19 protein-coding genes and 1 riboswitch are annotated in these 18,223 nt (G+C 69.7%); of the genes, 10 read left to right on the forward strand and 9 right to left on the reverse strand.

Annotation, left to right across the window (positions count from 1 at the left end; all coding sequences use genetic code 11):
* The first annotated feature begins 94 nt into the window (after nt 1–94).
* Nucleotides 95–847, forward strand: a complete 753-nt coding sequence (locus ACSHT8_RS25535; protein ID WP_436493433.1) for a GntR family transcriptional regulator — start codon at nt 95–97, stop codon at nt 845–847.
* Nucleotides 844–2,319, forward strand: a complete 1,476-nt coding sequence (locus ACSHT8_RS25540; RefSeq protein ID WP_436493434.1) for an MFS transporter — start codon at nt 844–846, stop codon at nt 2,317–2,319. The genes ACSHT8_RS25535 and ACSHT8_RS25540 overlap by 4 nt, the downstream gene beginning before the upstream one ends.
* Here the strand turns inward: ACSHT8_RS25540 and ACSHT8_RS25545 are convergent.
* Entirely contained in the window at nt 2,309–3,262 is a 954-nt protein-coding gene (locus ACSHT8_RS25545; RefSeq protein WP_436493435.1) for a threonine ammonia-lyase, read from the reverse strand. The genes ACSHT8_RS25540 and ACSHT8_RS25545 overlap by 11 nt on opposite strands.
* A 179-nt stretch (nt 3,263–3,441) precedes the next feature.
* Nucleotides 3,442–4,086 (reverse strand): thiamine phosphate synthase, encoded by a 645-nt coding sequence (gene thiE / locus ACSHT8_RS25550; protein WP_436493436.1) that lies wholly within the window; start codon nt 4,084–4,086, stop codon nt 3,442–3,444.
* Between the two features lie 29 nt (nt 4,087–4,115).
* A riboswitch (TPP riboswitch) is annotated at nt 4,116–4,222 on the forward strand.
* Between thiE and thiO the strand changes: the two genes are divergently transcribed.
* The 4 genes from thiO to ACSHT8_RS25570 all read left to right on the forward strand — a co-directional run bounded on the left by thiO (nt 4,219) and on the right by ACSHT8_RS25570 (nt 6,871).
* Complete coding sequence (thiO, locus tag ACSHT8_RS25555) at nt 4,219–5,334, forward strand: glycine oxidase ThiO (protein ID WP_436493437.1); 1,116 nt, start codon at nt 4,219–4,221, stop codon at nt 5,332–5,334. Its footprint overlaps the riboswitch before it by 4 nt.
* 109 nt (nt 5,335–5,443) lie before the next feature.
* Nucleotides 5,444–5,644 carry a sulfur carrier protein ThiS gene (thiS, locus tag ACSHT8_RS25560; RefSeq protein WP_436493438.1) on the forward strand — a complete coding sequence of 67 codons (201 nt, stop codon included), beginning with the start codon at nt 5,444–5,446 and terminating at the stop codon, nt 5,642–5,644.
* Nucleotide 5,645: 1 nt separating this feature from the next.
* Nucleotides 5,646–6,401, forward strand: a complete 756-nt coding sequence (locus ACSHT8_RS25565) for a thiazole synthase (protein WP_436493439.1) — start codon at nt 5,646–5,648, stop codon at nt 6,399–6,401.
* Nucleotides 6,402–6,430: 29 nt separating this feature from the next.
* Nucleotides 6,431–6,871, forward strand: coding sequence for a MarR family winged helix-turn-helix transcriptional regulator (locus ACSHT8_RS25570; RefSeq protein WP_436493440.1), 441 nt, complete (start codon nt 6,431–6,433; stop codon nt 6,869–6,871).
* Here ACSHT8_RS25570 and thiD read toward each other — a convergent pair.
* Both thiD and thiC read right to left on the reverse strand, forming a co-directional pair.
* Complete coding sequence (gene thiD, locus ACSHT8_RS25575) at nt 6,868–7,695, reverse strand: bifunctional hydroxymethylpyrimidine kinase/phosphomethylpyrimidine kinase (RefSeq protein WP_436493441.1); 828 nt, start codon at nt 7,693–7,695, stop codon at nt 6,868–6,870. The two genes, ACSHT8_RS25570 and thiD, sit on opposite strands and share 4 nt — an antisense overlap.
* 13 nt (nt 7,696–7,708) lie before the next feature.
* Nucleotides 7,709–9,364: a phosphomethylpyrimidine synthase ThiC gene (gene thiC, locus ACSHT8_RS25580; RefSeq protein WP_436493442.1), complete on the reverse strand. Its 1,656-nt coding sequence runs from the start codon at nt 9,362–9,364 to the stop codon at nt 7,709–7,711.
* A 218-nt stretch (nt 9,365–9,582) separates the two neighbouring features.
* Between thiC and ACSHT8_RS25585 the strand changes: the two genes are divergently transcribed.
* Nucleotides 9,583–10,224: a hypothetical protein gene (locus tag ACSHT8_RS25585; protein WP_436493443.1), complete on the forward strand. Its 642-nt coding sequence runs from the start codon at nt 9,583–9,585 to the stop codon at nt 10,222–10,224.
* On the opposite strand, the gene ACSHT8_RS25590 is transcribed toward ACSHT8_RS25585, so the two are convergent.
* The 5 genes from ACSHT8_RS25590 to ACSHT8_RS25610 are packed head-to-tail and all read right to left on the reverse strand — an operon-like array spanning nt 10,221 to nt 13,366.
* Nucleotides 10,221–10,823, reverse strand: a complete 603-nt coding sequence (locus ACSHT8_RS25590; RefSeq protein WP_436493444.1) for a LysE family translocator — start codon at nt 10,821–10,823, stop codon at nt 10,221–10,223. The genes ACSHT8_RS25585 and ACSHT8_RS25590 overlap by 4 nt on opposite strands.
* Before the next feature lie 52 nt (nt 10,824–10,875).
* Complete coding sequence (locus ACSHT8_RS25595; protein WP_436502176.1) at nt 10,876–11,226, reverse strand: AMED_5909 family protein; 351 nt, start codon at nt 11,224–11,226, stop codon at nt 10,876–10,878.
* The gene (locus tag ACSHT8_RS25600; protein ID WP_436493445.1) at nt 11,222–12,430 is read right to left on the reverse strand and encodes a helix-turn-helix domain-containing protein; all 1,209 of its coding nucleotides are present in this window, start codon (nt 12,428–12,430) and stop codon (nt 11,222–11,224) included. Before ACSHT8_RS25600 ends, ACSHT8_RS25595 begins: the two co-directional genes overlap by 5 nt.
* Nucleotides 12,427–12,735: a putative quinol monooxygenase gene (locus ACSHT8_RS25605; protein ID WP_436493446.1), complete on the reverse strand. Its 309-nt coding sequence runs from the start codon at nt 12,733–12,735 to the stop codon at nt 12,427–12,429. Before ACSHT8_RS25605 ends, ACSHT8_RS25600 begins: the two co-directional genes overlap by 4 nt.
* A gap of 55 nt (nt 12,736–12,790) precedes the next feature.
* Nucleotides 12,791–13,366 carry a peptide deformylase gene (locus tag ACSHT8_RS25610; RefSeq protein ID WP_436493447.1) on the reverse strand — a complete coding sequence of 192 codons (576 nt, stop codon included), beginning with the start codon at nt 13,364–13,366 and terminating at the stop codon, nt 12,791–12,793.
* Between the two features lie 156 nt (nt 13,367–13,522).
* On the opposite strand from ACSHT8_RS25610, the gene ACSHT8_RS25615 reads away from it, so the two are divergent.
* The 3 genes from ACSHT8_RS25615 to ACSHT8_RS25625 all read left to right on the forward strand — a co-directional run bounded on the left by ACSHT8_RS25615 (nt 13,523) and on the right by ACSHT8_RS25625 (nt 18,223).
* Nucleotides 13,523–13,837, forward strand: a complete 315-nt coding sequence (locus ACSHT8_RS25615) for a DUF3263 domain-containing protein (RefSeq protein WP_436493448.1) — start codon at nt 13,523–13,525, stop codon at nt 13,835–13,837.
* A complete protein-coding gene (locus ACSHT8_RS25620) occupies nt 13,834–14,442 on the forward strand; it encodes a LytR C-terminal domain-containing protein (protein ID WP_436493449.1) in 609 nt (202 codons plus the stop codon). Before ACSHT8_RS25615 ends, ACSHT8_RS25620 begins: the two co-directional genes overlap by 4 nt.
* A 289-nt stretch (nt 14,443–14,731) precedes the next feature.
* Entirely contained in the window at nt 14,732–18,223 is a 3,492-nt protein-coding gene (locus ACSHT8_RS25625) for a ThuA domain-containing protein (RefSeq protein WP_436493450.1), read from the forward strand.

Below are 18,223 nucleotides of genomic sequence, written 5' to 3' on the forward strand. Positions count from 1 at the left end.
ATCGGACATCCGCGGGGCAATCCCGTGGGTAGTGACGCGGGGAACGCCTCGGACAAGGCATTCTGTAGCCGGGTGGACGAGCAGGGAGGACACCATGTTGGAGATGTCCGACGCCGATGGGCCGGACACGGTGGTTCGCGCGCAGCGCGAGCCCAAGTACTGGGGGCTGAAACGCCACCTGCTCGACTTGCTCGGCGCGATGCCGCCCGGGTCGCCCATCCCGACGGAGCGGTCGCTGGCCACCCAGTTCGACGTCTCGCGCACCACGGTCCGCCAGGCCCTTGCCGAGCTGACCGTCGAGGGCAGGCTGCTGCGGGTGCAGGGCAAGGGCACCTTCGCCGCCGAGCCCAAGGTCGCGCAGCGGCTGCAGCTGTCCTCCTACACCGAGGACATGCGCGCCCAGGGCCGTGAGCCGTCGTCGAAGCTGCTGGAGGTCGCCGAGATCCCGGCCGAGGTCGAGCTGGCCAGGCTGCTCGGCGTGCGGCCGGGGGCCAAGGTCCTGCGGCTGCACCGGCTGCGGCTGGCCGACGGCGAGCCGATGGCGCTGGAGTCGACGCACCTGCCGCTCGGCCGCTTCCGGGGCCTGCGCCGCTTCGTCACCGACGGGGGCTCCCTCTACCAGGTGCTGCGCGACCGCTTCGGCGTCGAGATGGGCCACGCCGAGGAGACGATCGAGACCGCGCTGGCCGCCCCGCACGAGGCCGACCTGCTCGGCGCCGACATCGGCATGCCGATGCTGCTGCTGTCGCGGCACTCGTTCGACGCCGAGGAGAAGCCGGTGGAATGGGTGCGCTCGCTCTACCGCGGCGACCGCTACAAGTTCGTGACGACGCTGAACCGTCCGTGATCACCGACGTCCGGTGGGGCACCCCAGCGGCGCGCGGCGTGCTGGCCACGACGATCCTCGGGTCGGGCATGGCGATGCTCGACGGGTCGGTGGTCAACGTCGCGCTGCCGCGCATCGGTGCCGAACTGGGCGCGTCCGTCGCCGGACTCCAGTGGATCCTCGACGGCTACCTGCTGGCCTTGGCCTCGCTGATCTTGGTCGCGGGCGCGCTCGGCGACCGCTACGGCAGGCGCAAGGTGTTCCTGATCGGCGTGGTCTGGTTCGGCGTCGCGTCGGTCTTGTGTGGACTGGCGCAGACCACGGAGGTGCTGGTCGCGGCCCGAATCCTGCAGGGTGTGGGCGGCGCGCTGCTGACGCCGGGGTCGCTGGCGATCCTGCAGTCGGTGTTCCACCGCGAGGACCGGGCGCGGGCGATCGGGGCGTGGTCGGGGCTGGGCGGCATCGCGGCGGCGGCGGGTCCGCTGGTCGGCGGGCTGCTGGTGCAGGTGTGGTCGTGGCGGCTGGCGTTCCTGATCAACGTGCCGGTCGCGGTGGTCTGTGTGTGGCTGGCGCTGAGGTTCGTGCCGGAGACGCGCGACGAGGAAGGCCACGGCCGCGTCGACGTGCTCGGCTCGGCGATGGGCGCGGTCGGCCTTGCCGGGCTGACCGCCGCGATGGTCGAGGCGCCGGTCCGCGGCGCCGACTGGCTGGTGCTGGGCGCGGCGACGCTGGGCGTGGTCGCGCTGGCGGCCTTCGTCGTGCGGCAGCGGACCGAGGCCGATCCGCTGGTCCCGCCCGCGCTGTTCGCCGACCGGACCTTCGTCATCTCCAACGGGCTGACCTTCGTCGTCTATGCCGCGCTGGGTGGCGTGATGATGCTGATGGGGCTGCAACTGCAGATCTCGCTCGGCTACTCGCCGACGGCCGCGGGCATCGCCAGTGTTCCGATCACCATCGTGATGCTGCTGCTGTCGAGCCGGTTCGGCGCGCTGGCGTCGAAGTACGGGCCGCGGTGGTTCCTGGTCGGTGGACCGCTGTTGGTCGCTCTTGCCATGCTGATGTTGATGCGGGTCGAGCCAGGCTCGACGTATCTCGGGTCGATTCTTCCGGCCGTCACCGTGTTCGGGTTGGGGCTGGCTGTCGTCGTGGCGCCGGTGACCGCGACCGTGCTCGCCGCAGCGCCCGACCGTTATGCGGGAGTGGCCTCCGGGGTCAACAACGCCATCGCGCGGACCGGCGGACTGCTCGCCGTGGCCGTCCTGCCCGCCGTCGCGGGACTGACGGGCGCGGCCTACACCGACCCGGTCGCGCTCACCTCCAGCTGGCGCACGGCCCTGCTGATCTGCGCGGGACTGTGTGTCGTCGGCGGGCTGCTCGCGCTCGGGGTGCGGGGCAACGTCCTGGCCGTGGAGGAACAAGTCCCGGACAGCCCGCACCCCGGCGACTGTCTGCACTGCTCGGTGGACGCGCCACCGACGCACGTCAAGCCTTGAGCAGCTCCGCGAGCAGGGTCTGGTCGACGTTGCCGCCGGACACCACGGCCACCGTCCGGCCCTTGGGCAGCTCGGCGGCGCGGTAGAGGTAGCCCGCGGTGGCCACGGCGCCGCTGGGCTCGGCGACCAGGTTCGCCTTGTGCGCGAGGTCGGCGACGGTCGCGCGGATCTCGTCCTCGGACACGGTCACGATGCCGTCGACGAACGCCCGCTGGTGGGCGAAGGTCAGCGGGGACGGCTGGGAGCGCAGGCCGTCGGCGATGGTCCGGTTGCGGTCCTCCACCGACCACGACACCAGCTCGCCCGCCGCCAGGCTGGCCGCCGTGTCGGCCGCCAGTTCGGGCTCGACGGCCCACACCTGGGCCTGCGGGCGCAGCGCCTTGACCGCGGCGGCGACCCCGGAGATCAGCCCGCCGCCGCTGACCGGCACGAGCACCAGGTCGACGTCGGGCAGGTCGGCGACGACCTCCAGGCCGATGGTGCCCTGGCCCGCGATGACGTCGGGGTGGTCGAAGGGCGGGATCAGCGTGGCGCCCTTGTCGGCGACGATCTCGTTCGCCACGATCTCGCGCTGCCCGACGCCGCTGAGCACGACCTCGGCACCGTGCGCGCGGGTCGCGTCGATCTTGACCTTGGGGGTGTCCTCCGGCACGACGATCCACGCGGGGGCGCCGAAGAGCTTGGCGACGTAGGCGACGGCCTGGGCGTGGTTGCCGCTGGAGTACGCCACGACGCCGCGGGCGCGCTGCTCGTCGGTCAGCCGGGACAGCGCGTTGTAGGCGCCGCGGATCTTGAACGCGCCGACGGGCTGCAGGTTCTCCGGCTTGAGCCACAGCGGGCGGTCCTGGTCGGACCAGAGGCAGGTCAGCAGCGGGGTGCGGGTGACGCCCCCGGCGATGCGGTCGGCGGCCGCGCGGATGTCGTCCAGAGTCACGAGGTTCACGGCCCCAGTCTGCCGACAGACCACGGGAACCGGGAATGTGAATATCTGCCCGCGCCGTGCGTCCGGATGGGCCTATCACGTTGTGCGATCGAGCCATACCTTCGGGTTATCGCCCCTTGTGCGACACGTGAGGGCACCGTGGGCGAGCCGTCACCCTGCGCGGCTCGCCCACACCTGGGTCAGCCGAGCGCGCTGACCAGCGCTTTCGCCGCGGCTTCCGGGTCGTCGGCCTCGGTGATCGCCCGCACGACGACGATCCGCGTCGCGCCCGCCGCGAGGACCTCCGGCACCCGGGCGAGATCAATCCCGCCGATGGCGAACCAGGGTCGTTCGGTGTTGATGGCGGAGGTCACGCGGACCAGGTCGAGGCCGGGCGCGGGGCGGCCGGGCTTGGTGGGGGTCGGCCAGCACGGGCCGGTGCAGAAGTAGTCGACGCCGGGTTCGTTGGCGGCGGCCTCGGCCTGCCGCTGGTCGTGGGTGGAGCGGCCGATCACGATGTCGTCGCCGAGGATGCGGCGGGCGTGGGGGACCGGCAGGTCATCCTGGCCGAGGTGCAGGACGTCGGCTTCCGCGGCGCGCGCGATGTCGGCGCGGTCGTTGACGGAGAGCAGCGCGCCCCTTGCCGCGCAGACCTCGGACAGCGCCGCGAGCGCTTTCAGCTCAGGTCCGGCTTCGAGGTTCTTGGCCCGCAGCTGCACGATGTCGACCCCGCCCGCGATGGCCGCGTCGGCGAACTCGGCGAGGTCGGGCCGGATGTCCGTGCAGAGATAGAGGCGCGCGTCGGCGAGCTTCGCGCGGATCTGGTCACCATTGAGTCCTGGCATGAGACCCGACGGTAGTGCGCTACGGTGGAAGCTGGTCGCACGGGAGTCCGAGAACGGGCTGAGAGGGAGCTATAGCGCTCCGACCGTCGAACCTGATCCGGGTCATGCCGGCGCAGGGAGCGTGGTGGTGTGGTGAAAGACGTCAGTCGCGTCGCCGTCGTCGGCGGTGGCGTTATCGGGCTGTCCGTGGCGTGGGCGCTTGGTGAGGCCGGGTTCCGCGTCGTCCTTGTCGATCCCGAGCCAGGTCGGGGCGCGTCGTGGGTGGCGGGCGGGATGCTCGCGCCGGTGACGGAGTCGTGGCCGGGTGAGGACGACGTGCTCGCGCTGGGCGCGGCGTCTCTGGGGCTGTGGCCCGCGTTCGCCGAGCGGTTGGGTCAGACGGGTGGTGATCCCGGGCTGCGCACGCACGGAACCCTCGCGCTGGCACTGGACTCCGCCGACGTCGGCACCCTGGCCGTTTTGGCCGAGTACCTGTCCGCTCAGGGGCGGGAGGTCGAGCGGCTCACCGGTCGGGAACTGCGCGCGCTGGAGCCTTCGCTGGGGCCGAGGGTCCGAAGTGGACTGAGTGTGCCCGGCGACTTGGCCGTGGACAACCGAAGCCTGCTGATCGCCCTGCGGGACGCGTGCGACCGGGTCGGGGTGGGATTCCTCCCGGCCGCGGCGAAGGCGGTGCGGCCGGGCGGGGTCGAGGTTGGAGACTCCACTGTGGAGTGTGACGTCGCGGTCATCGCGGCGGGGGCGTGGAGCCGGACGCTGCACCCGGCGCTGGAGACGGTGACCAGGCCGGTCAAGGGGGAGATCCTGCGGCTGCGGGCCCGCCCCGGCGCGCTGCCGATCCCGACGCGGACGATCCGCGCGCACGTCGAGTCGCGGCCGGTCTACCTGGTGCCGCGCGCCGACGGCGAACTCGTGCTCGGCGCCACGCAGTACGAGGCCGGATACGACACCGAGGTGACCGTCGGCGGCGTGCGCGACCTGCTGGCCGACGCCGAGCAGGTGCTGCCGGGCATCGCCGAGTACGCGCTCGCCGAGTGCGCCGCCGGCCTGCGGGCGGGCAGCCGGGACAACCTGCCGCTGGTCGGCTGGCTGGAACCGGGCGTGCTCGCCGCGACCGGCCACCACCGCAACGGCCTGCTGCTGGCCCCCGGAACCGCCGCCTCCGTGGTCGCCATGCTGCGGGACGGCGCCGAACCCGACCCCGCCGCCGACCCCGCGCGGTTCCTGTCGACTGGAGGAAGAACGCGATGATCAAGCTCAACGGCGAGTTCCGCGAGGGAACGGCCGCCGCCGACCTGTTCGGCGGCGGAGCTGTGCCTCGCGCCAGTCGCGCGCGGTTTCTTTCGGTGCGAGGAGCGGCGTGATGATCAAGCTCAACGGTGAATCCCGTGAGGTCGCCGAGGGGACGACGGTCGCCGACCTGCTCGCTGAACTGAGCCTGCCCGCCAACGGCATCGCCGTCGCGGTCGACGGTGAGGTCGTCCCCCGTGCCGACCACGCGCGGACGCCGGTTACCGACGGCGCTGTCGTGGAGATCCTGACCGCTGTGCAGGGAGGCTGACATGGACGACCCGTTCGTCATCGCCGACCGGGAGTACTCGTCCCGGCTCATCACCGGCACCGGGGGCGCGGCCAACCTGGCCGTCCTCGAACGTGCCCTCGTCGCCTCCGGGACCGAGCTGACCACCGTCTCGCTGCGCCGGGTCGACGCGGCGGGCGGCTCCGGCGTGCTGGAAGTGCTGCGGCGGCTGAAGATCGACCCGCTGCCCAACACCGCGGGCTGCCGCACCGCCGCCGAGGCCGTGCTGACGGCCCGGCTCGCGCGGGAGGCGCTGGGCACGAACTGGGTCAAACTGGAGGTCGTGGCCGACGACAAGACGCTGCTGCCGGACCCCGTCGAACTCCTCGACGCCGCCACGGCCCTGGTCGACGACGGTTTCGTGGTCCTGCCCTACACCAACGACGACCCCGTGCTGGCCCTGCGGCTGGAGGAGGCGGGTTGCGCGGCCGTCATGCCGCTGGGGTCGCCGATCGGCACCGGTCTGGGCATCCGCAACCCGCACAACATCGAGCTGATCGTGGCCCGCGCGGGTGTTCCGGTGATCCTCGACGCGGGCATCGGCACCGCGTCCGACGCGGCGCTGGCGATGGAACTTGGCTGCTCAGCGGTGCTGTTGGCCACGGCGGTGACCAGGGCGGCCGACCCGGAGAAGATGGCGACGGCGATGCGGTCGGCGGTGGTCGCCGGGCGCCTCGCACGGCAGGCCGGACGCATACCGCAGCGGTTTTGGGCGCAGGCATCCAGCCCTCCGCGATGAAGCCTTGGTGGCGCGCGGCACAATGAGGTATGACGACTTCGGAGGGCGAACCCGACACGCCTGCCCGCCTGTACCTGGCGATCGGCAGGCTGTCCCGGTCGCTGCGCCGCTCCGGCAGCCCCGGCCTGGGGCACGGCTCGATCTCCGCACTGTCCACATTGGTCAACTGCGGCGAGCTTCGGCTGGGTGACCTCGCGGGCAAGGAGGGCGTCGCGGCCCCCACGATGTCCCGCATCGTCGCGAGCCTGGTGGAGACCGGTCTCGCCCTGCGCGAACCCGACCCGGTCGACCGCCGCGCCTGGCTGGTCAAGGCGACGGACGAAGGCGAGCGGGTCGTGTCGGGCGTCCGCTCGACCCGCGTGCACGAGCTCGGACGCAGGCTGGACCGGCTCTCAGCGGAGGACCGCGACCGGCTGATCGCGGCCATCCCCGTGCTGGAAGCGCTCCTCGCCGAGGAGCAGAAGGGCTAGGTAAGGAACGTCTCCGCGTCCGGCAGTCGCCACATGGGCGACACCGGGCCGACGCCCGCGCCCAGGGGGTAGGCCGCGCGGACGCTGCGGGTGATGAAGTCCTTGCCCAGCCGGACCGCGCTCACCACGTCGTTCCCCTTCGCCAGGGCCGCGGTGATGCTCGACGCGAGGGTGTCGCCGCTGCCGTGGGTGTCGGTGACGTCGTAGCGGGGGCCGACCAGCTCGATGAAGTCCGTGCCGTCGTACAGCAGGTCCAGGCACTCGGCGTCGTCGTGCATGTGGCCGCCCTTGACCAGGACCCACTTCGGGCCGAGGTCGAACAGCGCCTTCGCCGCGTCGCGCTGCTGGTCCCGGTTCCGCACGTCGATGCCCGTGATCAGCCGCACCTCGTCGAGATTCGGCGTCACCAGGGTGGCGCGCGGGAAGAGCAGCGTGCGGATCGCGTCGAGGGCTTCGTCAGCCAACAAGGGGTTGCCGTGCATCGACGCCGCGACGGGATCGACCACCAGCGGGATCGTCTGTCCGATGTGGACTTTGTCGCAGGCGCCCGCCACCGCGGCGATGATCGCCGCGGTGGCCAGCATTCCCGTTTTCGCCGCTTGGACGCCGATGTCGCTGGCGACCGCCTCGATCTGCGCGGCCACCACCTCCGGCGGGACCGTGTGCACCCCGGTGACACCCAGGGAGTTCTGCACCGTCACCGCCGTCAGCGCGGTCATCCCGTGCACGCCGCAGGCGAAGAACGTCCGCAGGTCGGCCTGGATGCCCGCGCCACCGCCGGAGTCCGATCCGGCGATGGTCAGCGTCCTCGCTGGAGTTGTCACAGTGGGGTCCTTCTCAAGACTGCTCGACCACCGGGAGGTAGACCTTCTTGCCCTGGTCGACGAACTCCGTCGACATCTCCGCCATGCCCGCCTCGATGGCCTCCACAGAGGACAGACCGTGCTCCTCGGCGTACTTGCGCACGTCCTGGGTGATCTTCATGGAGCAGAACTTCGGTCCGCACATCGAGCAGAAGTGCGCGGTCTTGGCGGGCTCGGCGGGCAGCGTCTCGTCGTGGTACGAGCGAGCGGTGTCCGGGTCGAGCGCCAGGTTGAACTGGTCCTGCCAGCGGAACTCGAAGCGCGCCTTGGACAGCGCGTCGTCGCGTTCCTGGGCGCGCGGGTGTCCCTTGGCGAGGTCGGCCGAGTGGGCGGCGATCTTGTAGGTGATCACGCCGACCTTGACGTCGTCGCGGTTGGGCAGGCCGAGGTGCTCCTTCGGCGTGACGTAGCAGAGCATCGCGGTGCCCAGCCAGCCGATCTGCGCGGCGCCGATGGCCGAGGTGATGTGGTCGTAGCCGGGCGCGATGTCCGTCGCGAGTGGACCGAGGGTGTAGAACGGCGCCTCGCCGCACAGTTCCTCTTCGAGCCGGACGTTCTCGGCGATCTTGTGCATCGGCACGTGGCCGGGGCCCTCGATCATGACCTGGACGTCCTTGGCGCGGGCGATGTGGGTCAGCTCGCCAAGGGTGCGCAGCTCGGCGAACTGGGCCTCGTCGTTGGCGTCGGCGATGGAGCCGGGACGCAGGCCGTCGCCGAGGGAGAACGTGACGTCGTACTCGCGCAGGATGTCGCAGAGTTCCTCGAAGTGCGTGTAGAGGAAGCTCTCCTTGTGGTGCGCCAGGCACCACGCGGCCATGATCGACCCGCCGCGGGAGACGATGCCGGTGACGCGCTTGGCGGTGAGCGGCACGTAGCGCAGCAGCACGCCCGCGTGCACGGTCATGTAGTCGACGCCCTGCTCGCACTGCTCGATCACGGTGTCGCGGTAGACCTCCCACGACAGCTTCGTCGGGTCGCCGTCGACCTTCTCCAGCGCCTGGTAGATCGGCACGGTGCCGATCGGCACCGGCGAGTTGCGCATGATCCACTCGCGGGTCTCGTGGATGCGCTTGCCGGTGGACAGGTCCATGATCGTGTCGGCGCCCCAGCGGGAGGCCCACACCATCTTGTCGACCTCGTCCTCGATCGACGACGACACCGCCGAGTTGCCGATGTTCGCGTTGATCTTGACGAGGAACTTCTTGCCGATGATCGCGGGCTCGGACTCCGGGTGGCACCGGTTGACCGGGATGACCGCGCGGCCGATGGCGACCTCGTCGCGCACGAACTCCGGGCTCATGCCCTCACGCTCGGCGCAGAACCGCATCTCCTTGGTGATGATCCCGGCCTTGGCGTAGGCCAGCTGCGTCACCGCGCCGTTGACCGGCTCGCGCTCGGCGATCCAGCTCTCCCGCAGCTTCGGGAGTCCAGTGTGGACATCGATGACGGCGGTGCCGTCGGTGTACGGGCCGGAGGTGTCGTACAGGTCGACGTGTTCGCCGTTGGTGAGGTCGACCCGGCGGAGCGGGATGCGCAGGCCGTCGTCGGTGTCCCGGTAGACCTTGCGCGACCCGATGATCGGGCCGGTGGTCACGGTGGGCCGAACGGAGCGGTCGTCAAGAGCGGTCACGAAAATCCTCCCTACGCCGGCATTACCCGGTCAGGTTCATCGGTCGGCGGCGCCGGGTCCTGGAACTGGACACCAGCCGCCCTCTCAGCCCGCCATGGCGCGAGCTCCCGCGGTGCGGTTTGCAGTTGTCGTCGCACCCTAACTGTTTGGGTGGGCGGGTGTCAGCCCGCCCATGCCTGCTAACGACTGGAAGCCAACTGAGCACTAGCCTGTTGACCATGGTGCAGCCGTACCCGCCGGGCGCCCGCCGCCTGGGCCGCCCCCACGCGGCCGTCCCCTGCCCGGCGTGCGGCGAGCTGGTGGGCCGGGGGTATCCGGCGTGCAAGTCGTGCACCGACCGGATCGACGCGTACTGGCTGGCCGACTGGGCCGCGCTGCTCGACGCCGAGGGTGTCGTGGCCGGTGAGCCGGAGGAGCGTGACCTGGTGACCAGGGTGTTCGCCGCCGAGCCGGGCGCGTACCCGTGGACGTGCACCGACTGGGCCATGCGGCTCACCGTGTGCCCGACCTGCCGCGCCGAGCTGGGCACCGGGGACTCCGGCTGCCTGCACTGCGCGGGCGCCGACCAGGCCCGCTGGGCGTGGGACTACGCGGCCATGCCCGCGTCGATGACGTACAACGAACACGCGTTGCGCGTCACAGTCGCGGGCCTGCGCGCCGCCCACCGCCGCCGCGACAACCAGGTCGCGTACTGGCGGCTGGCTCTGCCGTTCCTGCTGACCGGAGAGGACGTGACGCGCGCGCAGGCCCAGCGGGTGCGGACATATCTGCTGGCGGGGCGCACCGAGGAACTGTCGGGCAGCGCGACGTACGCCGACATGGCCGCCTTACCCGACCTGCCCTGGCGCGCGCCCGCCTAGGACTCGACGGCGAGCCGGATGCCGAGCGCGATCAGCACGGCCCCGGAGAACCGCTCCAGCCGCGTGCGGACCTCCGTGCGCTTGAGCCAGCCCATGACCTTGCTGAGCAGCGCGATCACCATCAGGTACCAGACGGTGTCGATCACCACCCACAGTCCGGCCAGCGCGAGCAGCACCCAGCGCGGGGCGTCGGCGGCGACGAACTGCGGCAGGAACGAGATGGCGAACACGGCGAGCTTCGGGTTGGCCAGGTTGACCAGCAGCCCCGCGCGGAAGCCGGAACCGCTGGTGGGGACGTCGTCGGCGGTGTGGTCGTGCTTGCCGAACAACGCCTTGACGCCGAACCAGACGAGCACCCCGACCCCGACGATCCGCAGCGCCTGGTAGGCGTACTCGGAGGCCACCAGGAGCACGGAGAGGCCGAGCCCCGCCGCGACCGCCCACACCGCGACGCCGACCTCCATGCCCGCGACCGTCGCCAGCGCGCCCCGGCGGCCGCCGCGGATCGACTGCTTCAGCAGCATCGCGGTACCCACGCCCGGCACCATGGCCAGGACGAACGAGGCGAACACGAACGCGAGGAAGCCGGACCAGGTCATGCCGCGAATGGTGCGACACCGGTCCGGCTGATCGCCACCGGTTTGTGACTGGTCATCGCTGTCCAGTCGAGCGGTCGAGCTCGTGCTGGACTTCATCGGCTCGCGCCCGCTCGCGATTGGCCCAGTAGATGGCCTCGTGATGGTGTCCGCGATCGATCTCGGCGATCTCCGCGTAGACGGCGGCGTTTCGCCGGTGGTAGGTCAACCAGTCTGAGGGCGGGGCGTCCCGCGGCGGCCGATCGGCGCTGACCGCTCGTTGGCTTGGGCGAGAATGCGGATCTCGTCGGTGCGAACCAGGCCACGCCTTGCCATCATGCCTCCCTCGTCGAGCTGTCGTCTCGAAGGAAGTTATGGGCGGTGGAGCCAGTGGGCAACACGCACAGTGCGGTATCGCACTTTTAATGCTGGTCGGCGGTGCGCAGCTCCGCTGCGAGTCTCCGTAGCTCGGGAATGTCGCCGCCGTCGCGGAGCGCTTCCTCGATGAGGTGCGCGACGACCGGGCTCGCGGATACCTGTTCCGGCGCGGTCTCGTGCGCACGCGCCAGCACCTCGACCATGAGGCTCGTCTGCCTGCGCTGGGAGTGAGCGGTGGCGACCTCGATCAGCAGCTGTGTCCTGCGTTCGATCGAGAGCTTCGTGGCATCAGTCTTGCCCGCGACCCGCAGCGCCCGCCCCGCGTCGCCCAGCTCCACGGCGATGCCGATCTCGTGCAGGAACACGTTGGTCGGGCCGAACTCCGTGTCGTAGTCGTTCCCGTCCGTGCCGAGCTTCTTGGCCATCCGCTCGGCCTTCGCCAAGTGGCTGTACGCCGAGTCGGCGTCGTCGGATCTCGCGGCGGCGACCGCGAGTTGCAGGTGCAGGGCGCCGGTCAGCGACAGCGCCGCTCGTTCACCGGATTCCACCAGCCTGCTGATCGCGTTGGCAGCGGTCGACGCCACGCGGTTGACCAGGTCGAACCTTCGGTCGCTCTGGAACAGGATCGCCAGTCTGAACGCTCCCGCCGCCATGAGCAGTGGGTCCTCGGCGTCCTCGGCGGCACGGATCGCTCGGTCGACTGCGACCCAAGCCGCGCCGGTCTCGCCGAGTTTCGAGAGAACTGCGGCAGCCGAGTGATACGCCTTGGCTTTCGCGGTGCATAGGCGCTTTCGTTCGGCCCCACTGGTCTTTCGCGTCCCGTATTCCAACTCGGGGATCAGCGTGCCCAGCAACTTGCTGAGGTCTTCATGTCGGGCGGCATGGGCGAACTCCCAGGCCCGGTCCGCCCCTCGGCCCAAGCGCTCCACGGCCACGGGCGTGATCTCCGCCAGCACCGCGTGCAGCGCGTCGCTCGAACTCAACGCGAGGCTGAGCGCGGTGGCCGCAGGTGGCCGCTCGACCGCATGAGCCGCCCGGTCGGCGCCGGTGAGTTCGGCCAACGGCACCCCCAGCACCTCGGCCACCGTTTCGAGCACGGACATGCGGTCGATTCGCCGCACGCCGCGCTCGACCTGGCTGACCCAGCTCTCCGAGCGGGACAGGCGGGCGGCGAGCTCCTTCTGGGAGAACCCGCACCGGCCGCGGTGGAACGCCACTTTGCGGCCAACCGCCCTCGGGTCCGCCGAGGTCACTCGGGTACGCCTTTGCCGCTGGGCGCGCCGAGGAACTCCACGCGGAAGTCGCGAAGGTACTGCTCCCGCGCGGCCAGGAAACGCTTCGTGTGCTCCTGCTGTTCGTGCTGGTCGAACGCGTTCTTGTCGGCGTAGACCTCGTAGAACAGCCGAGACAGTGGCGTGCCCTCGATGGTGTGCACCGCATAGACCAACGTGCCGGGTTCCTCAGCCGCGATGCGCGGAGTGAGGTCGGCGACCAGCGCGTCGAACTCCGCGGCGGCGGACTCGTCGCGGAGATCGAAGCGGACAACGAGCGCCCACATGAGCCTGCTCCGTTCGTCATGGACAGGATGTGAACGCTAGCACTATTTGTGCTAGTTAGTCGTCGGCGAACGGGTCTTCGCTGGTGCTCGGGTCCCACGACAGGCCCGGCACGCCCCACTTGTTGGCCTTCAGCATCCGCTTGGACTCACGCTGGTTTCGGCCGACCAGGCGGTTGAGGTAGAGCAGCCCGTCGAGGTGGTCGGTCTCGTGCTGGAGGCAGCGGGCGAAGAAGCCGGTGCCCTCAACCTCGATCGGCGACCCGTCGACGTCCTGGCCGGTCACCTTCGCCCAGGTGGCGCGGCCGGTGGGGAAGGACTCGCCGGGGACAGACAGGCAGCCCTCGAAGTCGTCGTCCGGGTCGGGCATGCCCTCGGGGATCTCCGAGGTCTCCAGGACCGGGTTGACGACCGTGCCGCGGTGGCGCACGCCTTCGTCGTCGGGGCAGTCGTAGACGAAGACCCGCAGGGCGACGCCGATCTGGTTGGCGGCCAAGCCGACACCGTTGGCCGCGGCCATTGTCTCGAACATGTCTTCGACGAGTGTCTTGAGTTCGCCGTCGAAGCGGTCGACCGGCGTGGTCGGGTTGTGCAGGACCGGGTCGCCGACGATCCGGATCGGGTGAACTGTCATACGGGCAGGGTAGTTATAGCGAGGTTGTCGGACGCGCCGTGGACATGACGATCACATCGGGTGGTGACGTGGTGTAATGGCGCTTGAGGATCACACCTGTGTGATTCCGGTGCGGGAGCACGGATTCGCCAGTGACTTACCAGGCGAAGGAGTCGAATGAACGCCGCTGAGGTGCCCGAGCTGCCTGAATCGCAGCCGACACAACCGAAGCCCTCGGGCGGACTCAGTGAGCGGGATCACACGATGCTCGCCTTCGAGAAGCAGTGGTGGAAGGCGGCGGGCTCCAAGGAGCAGGCGATCCGGGAGATCTTCGACCTGTCGAGCACGCGCTACTACCAGATCCTCAACGAGCTGATCGAGAAGCCGGAAGCGCTGGCCGTGGAACCGATGCTGGTGAAGCGACTGCGCCGGATGCGCGGCACCCGACTCAACGCCCGCTCCAGGAGCAGGTTGGGAATGGAACAGCGATGACCACAGACCCCGCAATGCGCCCGGGCAAGATCGCGGGCATCGCCCTGATCGGCGTGGCCGCCGTCGCGACGGTGATCGGGGTGATCACGCTGGTCGGCGGCAACGGCGACAGCGAGGCCCAGCAGCCTCCGTCGTCCACCGCGGCCTCCACGACCACCTCCGCGCCCTCCGGCTCGGAAGCGACCAGCGCCCCGTCCTCGCCGACCGCCACCACGTCGAGCGCCGCCCCGACCACGACGACGGCCGCCCCCGCGCCGACGACCACCGCCGCGCCGGTGCCGACCGCGCCCGCGGAACCGTCCACTCACGACCAGCCGGTGCGGGTCTACAACAACAGCTTGGAGACCGGTCTCGCCGCCAAGGCCGCGCAGGACCTGGAGAGCCACGGGTGGCAGGTCGCGGAGAAGTCGAACTACTCCCAGGGCATCATCCCGACGACGACGGTGTACTACCGGGCGGGCACGGATGAGGAATCGGCCGCGCGGGAGTTGGCGCAGGAGTTCGGAATCCGGGCGGAGGAGCGGTTCGAGGGTCTCAAGCAGGCGAGCCCTGGCCTGATCCTCATCGTCACCAAGGACTACCGCTCGCCCTCGATCGACAAGTAGGCCCGCGCGCTCCGCCGAGGGGACCGCGGGCGATCACCCCGACCATCCTGGTCGGGGTGATCGGCGTTTCAGGGCTTCCGCGTTGACCGATCCGGTGGGCGTAGCGATCGAAGTTTTGTCCTGTTCGGCCAGAACTTGCCCGGATTTGCATTCCCGATGGGCGGACTTTTGTATTGACCCCGCCATATCGCGTGACATACGTTCGCGACGTGTGGGACATCACGTCAATACCGGCGTTGGCGGCGGCGGGCCCACTGATCGATCCCCATCGCACCCCTGAGGACGTGACATGCGAACCTGGCTCTCCCGACTAGTGCCACTGCTGACGGCCACACTTGTGGTCGCCGGGCTGGCAGCCCCCACCGCCGCGAGCGCGCACGCCGATGGCTTCCACGTGCTGCTGTTCAGCAAGACCGCCGCGGGTGCCTACCGCCACGACTCGATCCCCGCCGCGAAGGCGATGTTCGAGTCGCTGGCCACCGAGCGCGGGTGGGAGTTGACCGAGAGCGAGGACTCGGCGGTCTTCAACGACGCCACTTTGGCCACGTACGACGTCGTGGTGATGTTGCAGACCTCGGGCATGGTCTGGGACACCGACGCGCAGCGCGCCGCGGCGCAGACCTACATGCGCAACGGTGGCGGGTTCGTGGCGATCCACAACGCGACGGACATGAACATCGAGGCCCAGTTCCCGTGGTGGGACCAGATGCTGGGCATGACCATGACGCGCCACTCGACGATCCAGGCGGGTACGGCGAAGGTCGCCGACAAGAAGCACCCGTCGGGCGCGGGCCTGCCGGACAAGTGGAACCGCACGGAGGAGTGGTACAACTTCCAGCCGCCGAGCGCGCGTGGCGGTGTGCACGTGCTGGTCACCGCCGACGAGTCGACCTATGACGCGGGCGCGGACAAGATGGGCTACGACCACCCGATCACGTGGTGCCGCAACTTCGAGGGCGGCAGGCTCTGGGCCACCGGAATGGGCCACGTGGCGTCGAGCTACTCCGAGCCGCTGTTCAAGTCGCACATCGCGGGCGGTGTGGAGACCGCCGGTGGCAAGGTCGCCGCCGACTGCGGCGCGACCGTGTGGAGCAACTACGAGAAGGTCTCGCTGGACGAGACGACGATCGCGGCGGGCGCGCTCGATGTCGCCAAGGACGGCCGCGTCTTCGTGACGGAGTACAACGGCAAGCTGAAGATCTACAAGCCGGACACCAAGACCACGGTCCTCGCGGCCACGTTCGACGTCTACGGCGGCGGTCAGATCTCCGAGGACGGGCTCACCGGCGTCGCACTCGACCCCGACTTCGCGACGAACAACTACATCTACGTGATGTACGCGCCCAAGAGCATCACGACCGAGGAGTCGTACGTCTCGCGGTTCACCATGAACGGGGACACGCTGGACAAGTCCACCGAGAAGGTCCTGCTCAAGGTGCCGATGTGGCGTCAGAACGAGCCCGGCCACACTGGCGGCTACCTGACGTTCGGTCCGGGCAAGAACCTCTACATCGGTGTTGGTGACGACACCAACCCGTTCGCCTCGGACGGCTACACGCCGATCGACGAGCGCGCGGGCAGGCAGTACTGGGACGCGCAGGGCACCGCGGCGAACACCAACGACCTGCGCGGCAAGATCCTGCGTATCCACCCGGAGGCGAACGGCACCTACACCATCCCGTCGGGCAACATGTTCGCGCCGGGCACGGCCAAGACCAAGCCCGAGATCTACGCCATGGGCTTCCGCAACCCGTTCCGGTTCAGCGTGCACCCGACCACCGGCGTCATCTACATGGCCGATTACGGTCCCGACGCGAGTGCGGACAACGCGAACCGCGGTCCGGCGGGCCTGGTCGAGTGGAACATCGTCAAGTCGCCGGGCAACTACGGCTGGCCGTACTGCGTCGGCAACAACACCCCGTACAACGACTACAACTTCGCCACCAGCACGTCGGGAGCCAAGTTCAACTGCGCGGCGCCGACCAACACCTCGCCCAACAACACCGGCCTGACCACACTGCCCGCGGCCCGCGGCGCGACGATCTGGTACGGCAGCAGCGCCAGCGTGGGCAACAACTTCCCGGAGATGGGTTCCAACACCGGCGGCGACGCGCCGATGGCGTTCCCGATCTACCAGTACGACGCGAGCAACCCCTCGGAGACCAAGTTCCCGGCCTACTTCGACCAGACTCCGTTCTTCGGCGACTGGAGCCGCAACCGGCTGTGGGAGTTCCGACTGGACTCGTCGGGCAACCTGCTGAAGATCAACGACTTCCTGGCGGCCCAGACGTTCAAGGGCCCGATGGACGCGAAGTTCGGTCCTGACGGCTCGTTGTACCTGCTGGCGTGGGGCAACGGCTACGACGACACCACGCACCTGCCGGAGTCCGGCCTGTACCGCATCGACTACACCCAGGGTGCGCGCAGCCCGATCGCGGTGGCCTCGGCCAACCCGACCACCGGTGGTGTGCCGCTGAACGTGGTGTTCTCCAGCGCGGGTTCGCGTGACCCGGAGGGCGGCGCGCTCACCTACAGGTGGACCTTCGGTGACGGCGGCACGTCGACCTCGGCGAACCCCTCGCACAACTACACCACCGCCGGTGTCTACAACGCCCAGCTCACCGTGACCGACCCGACCGGCAAGACCGGCACCGCGAACATCTCGGTCAGCGTGGGCAACACCGCGCCGACGCTGACGTTCTCCGGCGTGCCCGAGGGCGCCATGTACTCGTGGGGTGAGTCGATCCCCTTCTCGGTGAAGGCCACCGACCCCGAGGACGGCCCGATCAACTGCGCCAACATCACCACCCAGGGCAACATCGGCCACGACTCGCACAAGCACCCGCTGGGCAACCCGATCACCGGCTGCTACGGCACGATCCTGGCCGCCGCCGACGCCGAGCACCAGAACGGCAACGCCGCCATCATCGGCACCGCCCTCTACACCGACCGGGGTGCGAACGGGCTTCCCGCGCTGAGCAGTTCCGCTCAGTTCATCCTGCAGCCCAAGCACAAGCAGGCCGAGTACTTCACCGGCCAGAGCGGCATCCGGGTCGTCTCCCAGGCGGGCGCCGAGTCGGGCGGGCGGATCGGCGACATCGACAACAACGACTGGATCTCGTTCAAGCCGGTCAACTTCACCGGCATCAACCAGGTGTCGTTCAAGGTCTCCTCGCCCAACGGCGGTGGCACGATCGAACTGCGCGCAGGGTCCCCGACCGGCACGCTGATCGCCTCGGCGCCGGTGGCCGCCACGGGCGGCTGGGACACCTACGTCCAGCAGCCCGCGGTCAACATCACCAACCCTGGCAGCACGGTCGAACTGTTCGTGGTGTTCAAGACCACGACGAACCGCAGCTACGACCTGGACTCGATCACCTTCAGCGGCCCGGGAGTCAGCAAGGCCACCGTCGACCCGGCCAAGCAGATCAAGGGCGTCGCCAGCAACCGCTGCCTCGACAACTCCGCCACCATCGCCGGACAGGTAGTGCTCTGGGACTGCCACGGCGGCCTCAACCAGAAGTGGACCCGCACCGGTGCGACGCTGCAGGTCCAGGGCAAGTGCCTCGACGTCACCGCCGCCAGCCAGACCGATGGCGCCATCGTCGGCTCCTACACCTGCCACGGCGGGGCCAACCAGAACTGGACCCAGTGGACAGACGGGTCCCTGCGCAACGGCAGCAAGTGTTTGGACGCCCAGACCAACGGCGTTGCCAATGGAACACGTCTGATCATCTGGACCTGCAACGGCCAGAACAACCAGAAGTGGACCATCTCGTAG

The sequence above is a fragment of the Actinokineospora sp. HUAS TT18 genome (assembly GCF_051364635.1).
Lineage (GTDB): Bacteria > Actinomycetota > Actinomycetes > Mycobacteriales > Pseudonocardiaceae > Actinokineospora.

Coding starts and splice junctions, on each gene's coding strand:
- ACSHT8_RS25535 (WP_436493433.1), top strand. CDS start 95: ATGTTGGAGATGTCCGACGCCGATGGGCCGGACACGGTGGTTCGCGCG.
- thiE (WP_436493436.1), bottom strand. CDS start 4,086: ATGCCAGGACTCAATGGTGACCAGATCCGCGCGAAGCTCGCCGACGCG.
- ACSHT8_RS25565 (WP_436493439.1), top strand. CDS start 5,646: ATGGACGACCCGTTCGTCATCGCCGACCGGGAGTACTCGTCCCGGCTC.
- ACSHT8_RS25570 (WP_436493440.1), top strand. CDS start 6,431: ATGACGACTTCGGAGGGCGAACCCGACACGCCTGCCCGCCTGTACCTG.
- ACSHT8_RS25585 (WP_436493443.1), top strand. CDS start 9,583: ATGGTGCAGCCGTACCCGCCGGGCGCCCGCCGCCTGGGCCGCCCCCAC.
- ACSHT8_RS25590 (WP_436493444.1), bottom strand. CDS start 10,823: ATGACCTGGTCCGGCTTCCTCGCGTTCGTGTTCGCCTCGTTCGTCCTG.
- ACSHT8_RS25605 (WP_436493446.1), bottom strand. CDS start 12,735: ATGTGGGCGCTCGTTGTCCGCTTCGATCTCCGCGACGAGTCCGCCGCC.
- ACSHT8_RS25610 (WP_436493447.1), bottom strand. CDS start 13,366: ATGACAGTTCACCCGATCCGGATCGTCGGCGACCCGGTCCTGCACAAC.
- ACSHT8_RS25615 (WP_436493448.1), top strand. CDS start 13,523: ATGAACGCCGCTGAGGTGCCCGAGCTGCCTGAATCGCAGCCGACACAA.
- ACSHT8_RS25620 (WP_436493449.1), top strand. CDS start 13,834: ATGACCACAGACCCCGCAATGCGCCCGGGCAAGATCGCGGGCATCGCC.
- ACSHT8_RS25625 (WP_436493450.1), top strand. CDS start 14,732: ATGCGAACCTGGCTCTCCCGACTAGTGCCACTGCTGACGGCCACACTT.